Origin of the sequence: Streptomyces sp. NPDC001744, assembly GCF_042892575.1 — a bacterium.
Taxonomy (GTDB): Bacteria; Actinomycetota; Actinomycetes; order Streptomycetales; family Streptomycetaceae; genus Streptomyces.
The window spans coordinates 91918-105214 of the sequence record NZ_JBIAUG010000025.1; the positions used below are offsets into that span (position 1 = coordinate 91918).

The 13297-nt window shown below is 73.0% G+C and carries 11 protein-coding genes; 3 read left to right on the forward strand and 8 right to left on the reverse strand.

From position 1 onward, the window contains the following. Window positions 1-35 precede the first annotated feature (35 nt). Window positions 36-707 (forward strand): lysophospholipid acyltransferase family protein, encoded by a 672-nt coding sequence (locus tag ACFYZY_RS25990; protein ID WP_388698533.1) that lies wholly within the window; start codon window positions 36-38, stop codon window positions 705-707. 74 nt (window positions 708-781) lie between these two features. Here ACFYZY_RS25990 and ACFYZY_RS25995 read toward each other — a convergent pair whose 3' ends face one another. The 8 genes from ACFYZY_RS25995 to argC form a co-directional block, all read right to left on the reverse strand. Next, the gene (locus ACFYZY_RS25995; protein WP_388698565.1) at window positions 782-2320 is read right to left on the reverse strand and encodes an MFS transporter; all 1539 of its coding nucleotides are present in this window, start codon (window positions 2318-2320) and stop codon (window positions 782-784) included. A gap of 2 nt (window positions 2321-2322) precedes the next feature. Next, the gene (locus tag ACFYZY_RS26000; RefSeq protein ID WP_388698536.1) at window positions 2323-2874 is read right to left on the reverse strand and encodes a TetR/AcrR family transcriptional regulator; all 552 of its coding nucleotides are present in this window, start codon (window positions 2872-2874) and stop codon (window positions 2323-2325) included. 153 nt (window positions 2875-3027) lie between these two features. Further along, window positions 3028-4455, reverse strand: coding sequence for an argininosuccinate lyase (gene argH / locus ACFYZY_RS26005; RefSeq protein ID WP_388698539.1), 1428 nt, complete (start codon window positions 4453-4455; stop codon window positions 3028-3030). A gap of 905 nt (window positions 4456-5360) precedes the next feature. Continuing rightward, window positions 5361-5891: an arginine repressor gene (locus tag ACFYZY_RS26010; RefSeq protein ID WP_030214728.1), complete on the reverse strand. Its 531-nt coding sequence runs from the start codon at window positions 5889-5891 to the stop codon at window positions 5361-5363. Window positions 5892-5898: 7 nt separating this feature from the next. After that, on the reverse strand, window positions 5899-7098 hold the full coding sequence (locus ACFYZY_RS26015; protein ID WP_388698541.1) for an acetylornithine transaminase: 1200 nt from the start codon (window positions 7096-7098) through the stop codon (window positions 5899-5901). Then, window positions 7095-8000 carry an acetylglutamate kinase gene (argB, locus tag ACFYZY_RS26020; protein WP_388698544.1) on the reverse strand — a complete coding sequence of 302 codons (906 nt, stop codon included), beginning with the start codon at window positions 7998-8000 and terminating at the stop codon, window positions 7095-7097. The genes ACFYZY_RS26015 and argB overlap by 4 nt, the downstream gene beginning before the upstream one ends. Then, entirely contained in the window at window positions 7997-9163 is a 1167-nt protein-coding gene (gene argJ / locus ACFYZY_RS26025; protein WP_388698546.1) for a bifunctional glutamate N-acetyltransferase/amino-acid acetyltransferase ArgJ, read from the reverse strand. The genes argB and argJ overlap by 4 nt, the downstream gene beginning before the upstream one ends. A 118-nt stretch (window positions 9164-9281) precedes the next feature. Further along, window positions 9282-10310, reverse strand: coding sequence for an N-acetyl-gamma-glutamyl-phosphate reductase (argC, locus tag ACFYZY_RS26030; RefSeq protein WP_388698549.1), 1029 nt, complete (start codon window positions 10308-10310; stop codon window positions 9282-9284). Window positions 10311-10686: 376 nt separating this feature from the next. Between argC and ACFYZY_RS26035 the strand changes: the two genes are divergently transcribed. Further along, window positions 10687-11382: an alpha/beta fold hydrolase gene (locus ACFYZY_RS26035; protein WP_388698552.1), complete on the forward strand. Its 696-nt coding sequence runs from the start codon at window positions 10687-10689 to the stop codon at window positions 11380-11382. A 333-nt stretch (window positions 11383-11715) separates the two neighbouring features. Then, complete coding sequence (gene argG / locus ACFYZY_RS26040; protein WP_383439479.1) at window positions 11716-13161, forward strand: argininosuccinate synthase; 1446 nt, start codon at window positions 11716-11718, stop codon at window positions 13159-13161. The last annotated feature ends 136 nt before the right edge of the window (window positions 13162-13297 follow it).

Consider the following 13297-nt stretch of genomic DNA (forward strand, 5'->3'; position numbering starts at 1 on the left):
GTCTTCGGCTGACCCGCTTCCCACCGGAGGAACCGTTGTCCCGTCTCGCGATCATCAAGGCAGTGCTCGGGCCGGTCATGCGCCTGATGTTCCGCCCCCGCGTGGAGGGCGCCGAGAACGTTCCGGGGACGGGTCCCGTGATCCTCGCGGGCAACCACCTCACCTTCATCGACTCGATGATCATGCCGATCTGCCTGGACCGTCCGGTCTACTTCATCGGCAAGGACGAGTACGTGACGGGCAAGGGCCTCAAGGGCCGGGCGATGGCCTGGTTCTTCACCAGCGTCGGCATGATCCCGGTGGACCGGGACGGCGGACGCGGCGGCGTGGCGGCGCTGATGACGGGCCGTCGGGTGCTCGACGAGGGCAAGGCGTTCTCGATCTACCCGGAGGGCACCCGCTCCCCCGACGGCCGGCTGTACCGGGGCCGTACGGGGATCGCGCGGCTGACCCTGATGACCGGTGCGCCGGTGGTGCCGTTCGCGATGATCGGCACCGACAAGATCCAGCCGGGCGGGGCGGGGTTCCCCCGTCCGGGCCGGGTGACGGTCCGCTTCGGCGAGGCGATGGAGTTCTCCCGCTACGAGGGGATGGACCGCGACCGCTACGTCCTGCGGGCGGTGACGGACTCGGTGATGGCCGAGGTGATGCGGCTTTCCGGGCAGGAGTACGTGGACGTGTACGCCACCAAGGCGAAGGCCGCGTGAGGGCGTAAGTACGCACAGGGGGGTGCCCCCGTACGGTCCGGCCGTACGGGGGCACCCCCCTGTGCGGGGGCGGGTCAGTGCTCGATGCCGTCCTCCAGCTTCTGGCCCCTGAGCAGGAACCAGGCGGCGACCGCCGTGACGAGGAGGACCGCCGCGCCGGCCCCGGCCGCGATCCGCAGGCCGTCGACGAAGGCCGTCTGCGCGGCCGACACGAGGGCGGTCGCCGTGTCGGGGGCGAGGGCGCCGGACGCCTCGACCGCGCCGCCGAGCGATTCGTGGGCGGCCGACGCGACGTCCGAGGGGACGCCGGCCGGGGTGGGGAAGCCCCGGTAGACGCCGGTCACGATCGAGCCGAGGACGGCGATGCCGAGCGCGGCGCCCAGTTCGTACGCGGTCTCGGAGACGGCGGAGGCGGAACCGGCCTGCTCCTGGGGGACGCTGGAGAGGATCACGTCGGCGGTGACCGTGAAGGCGAAGCCCGCGCCGACGCCGACGACGAGCAGGGCGCCGCCGAGCAGCGGATAGCCGGTGTGCTGGTCGAGCGTCGTCAGGACGGCGAGGGAGGCGCCGACCGCCGCGAGGCCGCCGGCCACCACGGACCGCACGGAGAAGCGGCGGGCCACGACGCCCGCGACGAGACCGGCGGTGACGGCGCCCACGGCGGCGGGCAGTTCGGCGAGTCCGGCCTCCAGTGGGTGGCGGCCCTGGACCAGCTGGAAGAACTGGGACAGGAAGAACACCAGGCCGGAGAGGCCGAGGATGGTCAGCAGGTCCGCGAGGACGGCTCCGGAGAAGCCCCGGTGGCGGAAGAGGCGCATGTCCAGGAGGGGCGTGGGCAGGGTCAGCTGCCTGCGGACGAACCAGGCGAGGGCGGCGGCGCCGACGACGGCGGCGAGGCCCGCGCCGAGGGAGGGTCCGTGCGAGGCCAGTTCCTTGACGGCGTAGACGACGCCGATCATGCCGGCGAGGGAGAGCACGACGCTGGGCAGGTCCCAGGGGCCCGGATTCGGGTTCTTCGACTCGGGGATCAGCTTGATGCCGACGAGGACGAGGACGGCCATGACGGGCAGGTTGATGAGGAAGACCGAGCCCCACCAGAAGTGCTCCAGGAGGAAACCGCCGACGACCGGGCCGACGGCCGCGCCCGCGGAGGCCATGGCGCCCCAGATGCCGATGGCGAGGCTGCGTTCGCGCGGGTCGTGGAAGATGTTGCGGATGAGCGCCAGGGTGGACGGCATGAGGGTCGCGCCGGCGACGCCGAGGAGGGCGCGGGCCACGATCATCATCTCGGGGCTGGACGCGTAGGCGTTGAGCACCGAGACGGCGCCGAAGGCCGTGGCGCCGATCAGGAGCAGCTTCTTGCGTCCGATGCGGTCGCCGAGGCTTCCCATGGAGACCAGGAGGCCGGCGATGACGAAGGAGTAGACGTCGCCGATCCAGAGGAGCTGGGTACCGGTGGGTTCGAGGTCCTCGGAGAGGAAGGGGGTCGCGAGGCCGAGCACCGTGGCGTCGACCGCCACGAGCAGCACGGCCAGGACGAGGACGGAGAGGGCGAGCCACCGGCCGGGGCGGCGGACGCCCTCGGTATGGTTCGGGGTCTTGAGGGTGCTGATGCTCACTTCTCCACACTCCTGCGCGCTCCGCCGAGCAGCAACTCGACGATCATGTACTGGAAGTCCTTGGCGGCGACCCGGCCGTCCTGCACGGCCCAGGTACCGGAGCCCACGAGTCCGTAGAACGCCTCGGTGAGCCAGGCGGGGGTCAGGTCGATCCGGAAGACGCCGCGCTCCTGGCCGCGCCGGAAGAGGGCCGAGATCCGGGCGTCGATGCGCTCCCAGCCCTCGTTGCGCCGGTCGCCCTCGAAGAGCTGGTTCTCGGTGACGAGGAACGACAGCAGGGGCGCCACGGGCTCCACGGAGGCGATGAGCCGGCGCACGGCCTCGTCCTCGGGCCCCTCCTCGATCCCGGCCGCGTCGAGGGCCGCGTCCAGTTCCTGGAGGCCCAGCTCCTCGAGCGCCCGCACCAGGGCGTCCCGTCCGGCGAAGTGCCGGTGCAGCGTGGCCCGGCCGACCCCGGCGGCCCGGGCGACCTCGTCCATGGTGGCGGTCGATCTCCGGGAGAGCAGGGCGGCGGCGGCGCGGAGCATCTGGGTGCGGTCGACTGACATGAGACAACCATACACCCGGTGAGACATTGGCGTCTCATTCAGAGTAAAGGCGTCCCGGAGAGTGAGGGTGTTCCGCAGGCCGGGGCGGGACGGACAGCACGGTGCCGCCGCCCCCGGATCGGGGACGGCGGCACCGTGGAACGCGTACGGTCGTTACTTCTTGGCCTCGGCCCAGGCGTGCTGGATCACCAGGTCCGCCTTGACCTCCACGAGCTGGACGGCGACGGCGGAGGGGGCGGTGCCGCCGCGCCCGTCGCGCGAGGCGAGGGCGCCGGGGACGTCGAGGACCGTGCGGACCTCGGGGGTGAGGTGTTCGGAGATCTTGGCGAACTCCTCGTCGGTCAGCTCGTCCAGCTCCTTGCCCTCGGACTCGGCGACCTTCACGCACTCGCCGGCCACCTCGTGCGCCACCCGGAACGGGACGCCCTGCCTGACCAGCCACTCCGCGACGTCCGTGGCCAGCGAGAAGCCGGCCGGGGCCAGCTCCTCCATGCGCTCCCGGTTGACGGTGAGCGTGGCCATCATGCCGGTGAAGGCGGGGAGCAGGACCTCCAGCTGGTCGCAGGAGTCGAAGACCGCCTCCTTGTCCTCCTGGAGGTCGCGGTTGTACGCGAGCGGGAGGGCCTTGAGGGTGGCCATCAGGCCCGACAGGTTGCCGATGAGGCGGCCGGACTTGCCCCGGGCCAGCTCCGCGATGTCGGGGTTCTTCTTCTGCGGCATGATCGACGAGCCGGTGGAGAAGGCGTCGTGGAGGGTGACGAAGGAGAACTCCTTCGTGTTCCAGATGATGACCTCCTCCGCGATCCGGGAGAGGTTCACCCCGATCATCGCCGTGATGAAGGCGAACTCGGCGACGAAGTCGCGGGAGGCCGTGCCGTCGATCGAGTTGCCCGCGCTGCCCCGCTCGAAGCCGAGGTCCTTCGCGACCGCCTCCGGGTCGAGCCCGAGGGAGGAACCGGCGAGGGCACCGGACCCGTAGGGGGAGACCGCCGTCCGGGTGTCCCACTGGCGCAGCCGCTCGGCGTCCCGGGAGAAGGACTGGACGTGGGCGAGGACGTGGTGGGCGAAGAGCACCGGCTGGGCGTGCTGGAGGTGCGTACGGCCGGGCATGGCGACGTCCGCGTGCGCCTCGGCGAGGCCGACCAGGGCGTCCTGGAGGTCGGCGAGGAGGCCGCCGATGATCCGGGCGTGGTCGCGCAGGTACATCCGGAAGAGGGTGGCGACCTGGTCGTTCCGGGACCGGCCGGCGCGCAGCTTGCCGCCGAGGTCCGGCCCGAGGCGCTCCAGGAGGCCCCGCTCCAGGGCGGTGTGGACGTCCTCGTCGGCGAGGGTCCCGACGAAGGAGCCGTCGGCGACGTCCGCCTCCAGCCGGTCGAGTCCGGCCAGCATGCGGGTCAGTTCGTCCTGGGTGAGCAGGCCCGCCTTGTGCAGCACGCGGGCGTGGGCACGGGAGCCGGCGATGTCGTACGGGGCGAGACGCCAGTCGAAGTGGACCGACGCGGACAGCTTCGCCAGGGCCTCGGCCGGACCGTCGGCGAACCGTCCGCCCCAGAGCCGTACGTCACCGTTGTTGCTGCTCACAGCTGTTGCTCCTCGGGAGGGTGCGGGTACCGCCACCTTCCCGGCCCGGGAGCGGAGAAGGTGATGGCATAACTATGCAATTGACCGTATGGTTTGTCAACGCGCCGCGGCCGTCGCGCGGGCGGGCCGTTCCTGTACGACCGCTCCGCGCTGGTGCGCGCCTGTGCCCGCTGGGTGCTGCGGCAGGCGGGCACCGATCCGCTGCCGCTGTACCGGGCGGTGTGCGCGGACGGTGCCGGGATGCCCGACGGCGCGCCGCTCGGGCTCGCCGAGTGCGGGGACCGGACCGTGGACGCCCCGGTCCTGTGGACGCTCACGGGCCACGAGCGGTCCCGCGTACGGGCGGGCGCCGTGGCGGGGCTGCGCCTGCTCGACGCCGTCCGGCCAGGTCCGCTCGTACCGCCGCTGGACGACGGTTCGCCGCGGGTCGTGCGCGAGACGGTGACGGCGCTGCTGCCGTGGGCCGACCGGCTTCCGGCCGACGGGCTCCTGCGGCGTGCGACCACCCGTCCCGCCGCGCACGTCCGCAGGGGCGCGCTGCGGCTGCTCGCGGAGACCGGCGGCGCCCCGTTCCGGGAGGCGGTCCGGGTGCTCGTGGACGACCCGGACCCGAAGGTGCGCGCCCGGGCGCGGCGGGCCCGGGGGAGGCGCCTCCTTTCCCGGGGGACGCGCCGGAGGAACGCCCCGCGCGGGCGCGTTGAGCGGAACGCGGTCCACGGGAAAGACAGACGAGCGCGTCGGCGGGCGAGCGGCGCCGATCCCTCCGCCGTCCGCCCCGGAGGGCGCCGGGCGGGCCGGGCGGGCCGTCCGCCCCGTACGGGTCCGCCGTACAAGTTCCCGTACGGGTTCTCACCGCGCGGGTCGCGGGACGGTCCGGCGGTGAACGCGCCGCTGGAGGAGGACCCCTACTTCTGGGCCAGCTTCAGGAGGTGGTCCGCGAGGGCCTGGCCGCCCACCGGGTCCCGGCTGATCAGGAGGAGGGTGTCGTCACCGGCGATGGTGCCGAGGATGGCGTGGAGTTCGGCCTGGTCGATGGCCGACGCGAGGAACTGGGCGGCTCCCGGCGGGGTCCGCAGCACCACCAGGTTGGCGGACGCCTCGGCGGAGATCAGCAGTTCGCCGGAGAGGCGCCGCATGCGCTCCTCCTTGGCGGACTCGCCGAGCGGGGCCTGCGGGGTGCGGAAGCCCCCCTCGCTGGGCACCGCGTAGATCAGCTCCCCGCCGGTGTTGCGGATCTTCACCGCGCCCAGCTCGTCCAGGTCGCGGGAGAGCGTCGCCTGGGTGACGCTCAGCCCGTCGTCCGCGAGGAGCTTGGCGAGCTGGCTCTGCGACCGCACCGGCTGCCGGTTGAGGATGTCGACGATCCTGCGGTGGCGGGCCGTACGGGTCTGCGGAACGGACGGCCCGCCGTGCTCGTTCTCCTGCGCGTCGGTCATCGTCGTCTCATTCTCCGGTTCGTCCTTGCCCGTTCGCCTCGTCCAGGACCCCGGGCAGCGCCCGGAGGAAGGCGTCCGCCTCGGCGTCGGTGAGGACCAGCGGAGGCATGATCCGTACGACGTCGGGGGCGGGCGCGTTCACCAGGAGGCCGGCGTCCTGGGCCGCCTGCTGCACCTGGGGTGCGAGGGGCCCGGTGAGCACGATACCCAGCAGGAGTCCCGCACCACGGACGTGGGAGACCAGCGGATGTCCCAGAGCCTCGATTCCCCGGCGCAGCCGCTCCCCCACCGACTTCACGTGGTCGAGGGCCGCGTCGGCGCCGAGGGTGTCCAGGACGGCGAGTCCGGCGGCGCAGGCGACCGGGTTGCCGCCGAAGGTGGTGCCGTGGTGGCCGGGCGCGAAGAGTTCCGCGGCCTCGCCGAAGGCGACCGTCGCGCCGAGCGGCAGGCCGCCGCCGAGGCCCTTGGCGAGGGTCACGACGTCGGGCTCCACACCCTCGTGGGCCTGGTGCTCGAACCAGTGGCCGCACCGGCCGACGCCGGTCTGCACCTCGTCGAGGACGAGCAGCGTCCCGGTGGCGCGGGTGATCTCGCGGGCGGCCTTCAGGTAGCCGGGAGGCGGGACGACGACGCCGTTCTCGCCCTGGATCGGCTCGATGATCACGAGGGCGGTGTCCTCCGTGACCGCGGCCCGCAGCGCCTCCGCGTCCCCGTACGGGACGTGGGTGACGTCGCCGGGCAGCGGCAGGAACGGGGTCTGCTTGCCGGGCTGGCCGGTGAGCGCCAGGGAGCCCATGGTCCGGCCGTGGAAGCCGCCGTCGGTGGCGACCATGCGGGAGCGGCCGGTGAGCCGGCCGATCTTGAACGCGGCCTCGTTGGCCTCGGCGCCCGAGTTGCAGAAGAAGACCCTGCCGGGCCGGCCGAAGAGGTCCAGGAGCCGCTCGGCGAGGGCGACGGGCGGTTCGGCGACGAAGAGGTTGGAGACGTGGCCGAGGGAGGCGATCTGCCGCGACACGGCCTCGACGACCGCCGGATGGGCGTGGCCCAGGGCGTTGACGGCGATGCCGCCGACGAAGTCCAGGTACTCCTTGCCGTCGGCGTCCCACACCCTGGCGCCCTCGCCGCGGACGAGCGGCAGCCGGGGGGTGCCGTAGTTGTCCATGAGCGAGCCCCGCCACCGCTGGGTCAGCTCGGTGTTGCCGGTCATCGGTCCCCCTGTCCGTCCGGCACGACCATCGTGCCGATGCCCTCGTCGGTGAAGATCTCCAGCAGGATCGAGTGCGGGACCCGGCCGTCGATCACGCGGGCCGTGGTGACCCCGTTCCGTACGGCGTGCAGGCAGCCCTCCATCTTGGGGACCATGCCGCTGGAGAGCTCGGGCAGCAGCTTCTCCAGCTGGCTCGCGGTGAGCCGGCTGATGACCTCGTCGCTGTTCGGCCAGTCCTCGTAGAGGCCCTCGACGTCGGTCAGGACCATCAGGGTCTCGGCACCCAGCGCCGCAGCGAGTGCCGCAGCCGCCGTATCAGCATTGACGTTGTAGACATGTCCGTCGTCCTGGGAGCGTGCGATGGAGGAGACGACCGGGATGCGGCCGTCCTCCAGGAGGGCTTCGATGGCGCCGGTCTCGATGGCGGTGATCTCGCCGACCCGGCCGATGTCGACCGGCTCGCCCCCGATGAGCGGCCGGTGCTGGGTGGCGGTGATGGTGCGGGCGTCCTCGCCGGTCATGCCGACGGCGAACGGGCCGTGCTGGTTGAGCAGCCCGACGAGTTCGCGCTGGACCTGTCCGGCGAGGACCATCCGTACGACGTCCATCGCCTCGGGGGTGGTGACCCGGAGGCCGGCCTTGAACTCGCTGACCAGGCCGTGGCGGTCGAGGGCCGCGTTGATCTGGGGGCCGCCGCCGTGCACCACGACCGGCCTGAGGCCGGCGTGGCGCAGGAAGACGACGTCCTGGGCGAAGGCGGCCTTCAGGTCCTCGTCGACCATGGCGTTGCCGCCGAACTTGATGACGACGGTCCTGCCGTGGTGGCGGGTGAGCCAGGGCAGCGCCTCGATGAGGATCCGGGCCTTGGGGAGCGCGGTGTGCTTCCGCGTGGCGCCGGTCACGACGAGTACGCGCTGTTCTCGTGGACGTAGTCCGCGGTGAGGTCGTTGGCCCAGATGACGGCGGACTCGGAGCCGGCGGCGAGGTCGGCGGTGATCGTGACCTCCCGGTAGCGCATGTCGACGAGGTCGCGGTCCTCGCCGACGGCCCCGTTCCTGCAGACCCAGACGCCGTTGATGGCGACGTTGAGTTCGTCGGGCTCGAAGGCGGCGGCCGTGGTGCCGATGGCGGAGAGCACCCGGCCCCAGTTGGGGTCCTCGCCGTGGATGGCGCACTTGAGGAGGTTGTTGCGGGCGATGGAGCGGCCCACCTCGACGGCGTCGTCCTCGGTCGCGGCGTTGACCACCTCGATGCGGATGTCCTTGCTGGCGCCCTCGGCGTCGCCGATGAGCTGGCGGGCGAGGTCGTCGCAGACCGCCCGCACCGCTTCGGCGAACCCGTCCCCGGCGGGGGTGACGCCGGAGGCGCCGGAGGCGAGGAGGAGGACGGTGTCGTTGGTGGACATGCAGCCGTCGGAGTCGACCCGGTCGAAGGTGACGCGGGTGGCGTCCCGGAGGGCGGCGTCGAGGCCCTCGGCGTCCACGTCGGCGTCGGTGGTGAGGACGACGAGCATGGTGGCGAGGCCCGGGGCGAGCATGCCGGCGCCCTTGGCCATGCCGCCGACCGTCCAGCCGTCCTTCGTCACCACGGCGGTCTTGTGGACGGTGTCGGTGGTCTTGATGGCGATGGCGGCCTTCTCCCCGCCGTGCTCGGAGAGTTCGGCCGCGGCCTTCTCCACGCCGGGGAGCAGCTTGTCCATGGGGAGCGGGACGCCGATGAGACCGGTGGAGGCGACGGCGACCTCGCCCGCGCCGACCTCTTCTCCCCTCGTGGAGAGGACCTCCGCGACCTTCTCGGCGGTGGCGTGGGTGTCCTGGAAGCCCTGGGGGCCGGTGCAGGCGTTGGCGCCGCCGGAGTTGAGGACGACGGCGGTCAGTTCGCCGTCGGCGAGGACCCGCTGCGACCAGACGACGGGGGCGGCCTTGACGCGGTTGGAGGTGAAGACTCCCGCGGCGGCGCGGCGGGGCCCGGTGTTGACCACGAGGGCCAGGTCCGGGTTGCCGTTCTGCTTGATCCCGGCGGCGATGCCGGCCGCCGTGAATCCCTTCGCTGCGGTGACGCTCACTGTGCTTCTCCGTTCTTCCCCAGAGCGGACGCCTGGGAGGTGTCCCCGTCTCCGCCCGCGCGGCACAGGGATGTGGGTTTCGTCGTCGTCTGCGGACCGGCTGTCGCGCGCGCGTCGCTCACGGAGCGACCCCGGTCGTGGAAAGTCCGGCGCTCTCGGGGAGGCCGAGGGCGATGTTCATGCTCTGCACCGCGCCGCCGGCGGTGCCCTTGGTGAGGTTGTCGATGGCGCTGATCGCGATGATCCGGTTCGCGGCGGCGTCGTACGCGACCTGCACCTGAACGGCGTTGGAACCGTGGACGGACGCCGTGGCCGGCCACTGCCCCTCGGGGAGCAGGTGGACGAACGGCTCGTCCGCGAACGCCTTCTCGTACGCGGCCCGTACGGCCCCGGCGGTGACGCCGGGCTTCGCGGCGGCCGTGCAGGTGGCGAGGATGCCGCGGGGCATCGGGGCCAGGGTGGGCGTGAAGGAGACGGTGACCCGCTCCCCCGCCGGTCCGCTGAGGTTCTGGATCATCTCGGGGGTGTGGCGGTGGCCGCCGCCGACCCCGTACGGGGACATGCTGCCCATGACCTCGCTGCCGAGGAGGTGCGGCTTGGCCGCCTTGCCCGCGCCGGAGGTCCCGGAGGCGGCGACGATCACGGCCTCGGGCTCGGCGAGACCGTGGGCGTACGCGGGGAAGAGCGCGAGCGACACGGCGGTGGGATAGCAGCCGGGCACCGCGACGCGCCTGGTCCCTTCCAGGGCGGCGCGGGCGCCGGGGAGTTCGGGGAGGCCGTAGGGCCAGGTCCCGGCGTGCGGGGAGCCGTAGTACGCCTCCCAGTCGGCCGGGTCGTCCAGCCGGAAGTCGGCGCCCATGTCGACGACCAGGACGTCCGGGCCGAGCCGCTCGGCGACGGCGGCGGATCGGCCGTGCGGCAGGGCGAGGAAGACGACGTCGTGTCCGGCCAGTTCCTCGGCGGTGGTGGGCGCCAGGACGCGGTCGGCGAGCGGGAGCAGGTGGGGCTGGAGCGCCCCGAGCCGCTGACCGGCGTGGGAGTGGCCGGTCAGTGTCCCGATCTCGACGTGGGGGTGCGCCAGGAGCAGGCGCAGGAGCTCTCCGCCCGCGTATCCGCTCGCACCCGCCACCGCTGCTCGTACCGTCATCGAAACCCTCCTCATGGATGGCATGACTATACGTGTCATCGCAGTTTTATGCAACGAGCCCTTGGGGTGACCGTCCGGGTGGGTGCGACCGAGCGCTTCGCTCGACGGATGAGCGGCCGAGCCGGCGAGTTGAGGTGCGCGGCGCCGACAGGAGGCGATGTGCCGGGCCGGCACCCGGCCGGGGCCGTCGGCACCGGCCGTCGCGCCCGGCGAGCGCGTGCCCGTGCCGCCCCGGGTCCGCATCCGCTCCGGTGGCGGTACCGTTCCCGACGCGCCTCGCGGGCAGTACGGAGTGTCGCGTTCGGCCGGGGCATCGGCCGGCCCCGGCGGCCCGGCCGGGGACACGGGCGACAGGAGGAGGGAAGGTGTCATTTTCATGATCGGCCCCACCGCCCCGCGAGGACGGCGGATCACTCGCCCCGATGCGATCCTGCGCGGGGAGGAGGTCGGCGCCGGACCGACCTTCCTGCTCCTTCACGCCGGTGGCGAACGCCGTCGGGTGTGGCGGCCGGTCAGCGAGGTCCTCGTCGGTGCCGGGTACCGGTGCGTGGCCTTCGACCAGCGAGGCCACGGCGACAGCGGGGGCAGCGCCCGGACCCTGTCCGCGTGCGCGCACGACGTCGCCGCGATGGTGCGCGCCGAGCCGCCGGGGAGCGTGGTCGTCGGTGCCTCGCTCGGCGGGCTCGCCGCCGTCGCCGCCCTCACGGACCCGGCCGTGCGAGCCAGGGTGGCGGGGCTGGTGCTGGTCGACGTCGTGCCCTGCCTCGAACCCTCCAGGGTCCGCCGCCTCCTCGCCTCCGTCGACCCGCTCGGCGCCCACACCGAGCTCGTCGAGGACGTCCTCGCCCGGGTTCCGCGGCTGCGGCAGGTCACCGCGGAACTCGACCTGCCCGTCCTGCTCGTCCACGGCGACCACGGCTCGTCGCTCACCGACGAGGACATCGAGCAGTTGCTGCGCCTGGCCCCCCACGCCACGGTCCGGCCCGTCCAGGGCGCCGGGCACCTCATCGCCCGCGATCAACCCGTGGCCCTGGCCCGGACCGTCATCACCGCCACCGCTGCCTGGCGGTAAGCCCACCGACCGGTCCGACCGACGCCTCCTCCGGGAACGGGCTCTCCGGAAACCCCTGGGTCCGCCCGTTCGCGCGCCGGGAGATCCCCCGCCCGATGCGCGTGGAGCAAGCCGCGGCACCGCCGACCCGCACCTTCGGCCCCCGTGGGCCGTCCGGGAGGTCGCGCGGCGAAAAGCGGATGCCGGCTCGCGGATTGCCGGGGGGGGCAGCGTGCCCGCATGCGCCCCGAGGTCAGCGGGATGATCGAGTGCCGGCCAGTCGCTCGCCTCCGGGGACCGGTCAGGCGCGACACCCCCTTTGCATGACCATGCGAGATGATGCATACTCTTCCCATGTCCAAGGTCCTCACCTCCCTGCCCGCCGGCGAGCGCGTCGGCATCGCCTTCTCCGGCGGCCTCGACACCTCCGTCGCGGTCGCATGGATGCGCGACAAGGGCGCCATCCCCTGCACCTACACCGCCGACATCGGTCAGTACGACGAGCCCGACATCGCCTCGGTGCCCGGCCGCGCGAAGACCTACGGTGCCGAGATCGCGCGCCTGGTCGACTGCCGGGCGGCACTGGTCGAGGAGGGCCTCGCCGCGCTCACCTGCGGCGCGTTCCACATCCGGTCGGGCGGTCGCGCCTACTTCAACACCACGCCGCTGGGCCGCGCCGTCACCGGCACGCTCCTGGTCCGGGCGATGCTGGAGGACGACGTCCAGATCTGGGGCGACGGCTCGACCTTCAAGGGCAACGACATCGAGCGGTTCTACCGCTACGGCCTGCTCGCCAACCCCCACCTGCGGATCTACAAGCCGTGGCTCGACACGGACTTCGTGACCGAGCTCGGCGGCCGCAAGGAGATGTCGGAGTGGCTCCTCGCCCACGACCTCCCCTACCGGGACAGCACGGAGAAGGCGTACTCCACCGACGCCAACATCTGGGGCGCCACCCACGAGGCCAAGACCCTGGAGCACCTGGACACGGGCGTCGAGACCGTGGAGCCGATCATGGGCGTCCGGTTCTGGGACCCGTCGGTCGAGATCGCCGCCGAGGACGTGACGATCGGCTTCGACCAGGGTCGCCCGGTCACCGTCAACGGCAAGGAGTTCTCCTCCCCCGTCGACCTGGTGATGGAGGCCAACGCCATCGGCGGCCGTCACGGCATGGGCATGTCGGACCAGATCGAGAACCGGATCATCGAGGCCAAGAGCCGGGGCATCTACGAGGCCCCCGGCATGGCGCTGCTGCACGCCGCGTACGAGCGCCTGGTCAACGCGATCCACAACGAGGACACCCTCGCCCAGTACCACAACGAGGGGCGGCGGCTCGGGCGGCTCATGTACGAGGGCCGGTGGCTGGACCCGCAGGCCCTGATGGTGCGCGAGTCGCTCCAGCGCTGGGTCGGCGCGGCCGTCACCGGCGAGGTGACGCTGCGGCTGCGGCGCGGCGAGGACTACTCGATCCTCGACACCACGGGTCCGGCGTTCAGCTACCACCCGGACAAGCTCTCCATGGAGCGCACCGAGGACTCGGCCTTCGGCCCGGCGGACCGGATCGGCCAGCTCACCATGCGGAACCTCGACATCGCCGACTCGCGCGCCAAGCTGGAGCAGTACGCCGGCCTCGGTCTGATCGGTACGGCCAACCCGGCCATCGGCGCCGCCCAGGCCGCCGCGACCGGGCTGATCGGGAGCATGCCGGAGGGCGGGGCCGAGGCCATCGCCTCCCGCGGCGAGTCCTCGGGCGACGACGAGCTGCTCGACCGGGCCGCGATGGAGTTCGGCACGGACTGACGCGTTTCACGGAGAGGGGCGGGGGGGGGCCCCCCGGGGGGGGGGGGCCGCCGGCCGCGGCGGGGGGGCCGCGCCCGGGGGGGGGGGGGGGGGCCGGGCGCGGCCCCCCCCGCCCCCCCCCCCAAAGGGGGCGGGG